This window comes from Salinivibrio sp. SS3 (assembly GCF_001722105.1).
In the GTDB taxonomy this organism is placed as follows: domain Bacteria; phylum Pseudomonadota; class Gammaproteobacteria; order Enterobacterales; family Vibrionaceae; genus Salinivibrio; species Salinivibrio kushneri.
Window position 1 is genome coordinate 1 of sequence record NZ_MEBQ01000030.1, and the last position, 1,559, is coordinate 1,559.

Sequence of the window (1,559 nt, forward strand, 5' to 3'; positions counted from 1 at the left end):
CAGAGGCCGGAATGCGATTTGTGACCACCAGTAACTAAGGGATTCGGGGACGAACTCTTGGCGACAGAGATCACAGAGATGATGGTGTTTTACTGAAAAGTGGCTCTCAACTTGTAAAACATACCTTAAAACAGACGGTTACCGCGCCCAGGGGAGCGACACCTCCGGGCGGTAGCGTACCCAGGGAAAACGCATGAAGATCCGCGGCATGCCTGGGCTAGCCAGGGAAAACGCATGAAGATCCGCGGCATGCCTGGGCTAGCGATTTAATGACTTAGTTGTCAATTAAGGCTGAAAATCGTGCGTTGAACCATGTTTATTAATTAAAATGAGTGAAAATAAAGGATCAATTTGTTGATCATTTTCAGTGCGATTTAATGGTCTCCTAATGTTTAGGAGATTAAAAATGACAGAAGAAAAAAGTCCATTTATGCATTTCGTTTCCATCAAAGATATTCGCCAAGAAGGAAAAGTTGAACATACGTTATCAGATATTATTTTGATAACGATCTGTGCGGTTCTTTCTGGCCATGATACCTGGAAAGGCATTAGTGATTATGGCCGTAAGCAGCGCGATTTCTTATTACGTTTTGGCTTTTCAGGTAAAACGTCACCGTCGGCAGATACGATCGCAAGAGTGATGGGAACCATCAGTCCAAAGGCATTACAAAAAGCTTTTATAGAATGGATGAAATCGTGTCATGAATTAACGGATGGCGAAGTGGTTGCCATTGATGGAAAAACACTAAGGGGCTCATATAATCGAGCAACAGACCAAGCGGCTATTCATATGGTTAATGCGTTCGCAACCGCAAATGGTGTATGCCTCGGACAGTCGAAAGTAGACAGTAAGACGAACGAGATCACTGCCATCCCTAAGTTGCTGGAACTGCTTGATATTTCAGGTTGTTTGATTACCATAGATGCTATGGGTTGTCAGCACAAAATTGCACAGAAAATCATCGATAAAAATGCTGATTATTTGCTTGCCGTTAAAGGAAATCAAGGCAAGTTAGATAAAGCGTTTGATAATTATTACCGCCCGGCAATGCTTCAAAAATTTGATGGTGATAGCTACGCATCACAAGAGAAATCGCATGGGCGTTTAGAAACACGATGTGCACTGATTAATACCGATTTAAGTGTATTAGGTGATTTGGCTTACGATTGGCCTGAATTAAAAACGATGGGCATCATGGTGAGTGTTCGACAAGAAGGAAAACACGCCGAAGAGTCTGATATTTCGGTGCGCTATTATATAAGCTCAAAAGCACTGACAGCGAAAGAGCTTCATGATGCCACGCGCTCACACTGGTTAATTGAATCAATGCACTGGCAACTTGATGTTGGATTAAAAGAAGATGCTTGCCGAATAAGAGTCGATGACCGAGCGGAAGTTTTTGCACGAATAAGGCAAATGGTTTTGAATTTATTAAAGCAAGAGAAGAGTTTCAAAGCCGGGATTCAACGCAAGCGAATGATGTGCGCGATGGACCAAGAGTACCTCGCGACCGTGCTAGGAAGCCTTTCGTGACGCGGATGTTCATGCGTTTTCCGTG

General features: G+C 43.3%; 1 protein-coding gene. It reads left to right on the forward strand.

The genetic code is table 11. The annotated features are described in order from the left end of the window. Nucleotides 1–406 precede the first annotated feature (406 nt). On the forward strand, nt 407–1,534 hold the full coding sequence (locus tag BGL48_RS10840) for an ISAs1 family transposase (protein ID WP_069362660.1): 1,128 nt from the start codon (nt 407–409) through the stop codon (nt 1,532–1,534). Nucleotides 1,535–1,559: the final 25 nt, after the last annotated feature.

What these genes read in the sequence shown, in the direction of transcription:
- BGL48_RS10840 (WP_069362660.1), top strand. Translation starts at nt 407, where the DNA reads ATGACAGAAGAAAAAAGTCCATTTATGCATTTCGTTTCCATCAAAGAT.